Annotated in this window: 1 protein-coding gene; it reads right to left on the reverse strand. The window is 65.7% G+C overall.

Annotated features, from left to right (window positions below; all coding sequences use genetic code 11):
• A partial coding sequence (locus CW362_RS42820) for an alpha-amylase family glycosyl hydrolase (protein WP_206301235.1) occupies nt 1-1,003 on the reverse strand: 1,003 nt, incomplete at both ends.

Raw genomic sequence — 1,003 nt, forward strand, 5'->3', positions numbered from 1 at the left:
CCGTACGCCGCCGATGAGTTCGACGGGGTGTCTGCCGTTGAAGGTGCGCAGGTCGAGTTCGGTGGGCTGGGCGAAGCGGGAGAAGTTGTGGACGCACAGGACGAGGTCGTCCTTGTACTCGCGCAGGAAGGCGAGGACGGCGGGGTTGGTGGAGGGGAGTTCGGTGTAGGAGCCGAGTCCGAAGGCGGTGTTCTGTTTGCGGATCTCGATCATGCGGCGGGTCCAGTGCAGGAGCGAGGAGGGTGAGGACATGGAGGCCTCGACGTTGGTGACCTGGTAGCCGTGGACGGGGTCCATGATCGTGGGGAGGTAGAGGCGGCCGGGGTCGCTGGAGGAGAAGCCGGCGTTGCGGTCGGGGGTCCATTGCATGGGGGTGCGTACGGCGTCGCGGTCGCCGAGCCAGATGTTGTCGCCCATGCCGATCTCGTCGCCGTAGTAGAGGATCGGGCTGCCGGGGAGGGAGAGGAGGAGGGCGGTGAAGAGTTCGATCTGGTTGCGGTCGTTGTCGAGGAGGGGGGCGAGGCGGCGGCGGATGCCGATGTTGGCGCGCATACGCGGGTCTTTGGCGTATTCGGCGTACATGTAGTCGCGTTCTTCGTCGGTGACCATTTCGAGGGTGAGCTCGTCGTGGTTGCGCAGGAAGATGCCCCATTGGCAGTTGGCGGGGATGGTGGGGGTCTTGGCGAGGATCTCGGAGACGGGGTAGCGGGACTCGCGGCGGACGGCCATGAAGATGCGGGGCATGACGGGGAAGTGGAAGGCCATGTGGCATTCGTCGCCGCCGGAGGGGAAGTCGCCGAAGTAGTCGACGACGTCCTCGGGCCACTGGTTCGCCTCGGCCAGCAGCACCGTGTCCGGATAGTGCGTGTCGATCTCCTTGCGCACCCGCTTGAGGAACTCGTGGGTCGCAGGAAGGTTTTCGCAGTTGGTGCCCTCGACCTGGTACAGATACGGCACCGCGTCCAGCCGGAACCCGTCGATCCCCAGGTCCAGCCAGAACCGC

It is taken from the genome of Streptomyces populi, assembly GCF_002911015.1.
Classification (GTDB): Bacteria; Actinomycetota; Actinomycetes; order Streptomycetales; family Streptomycetaceae; genus Streptomyces; species Streptomyces populi.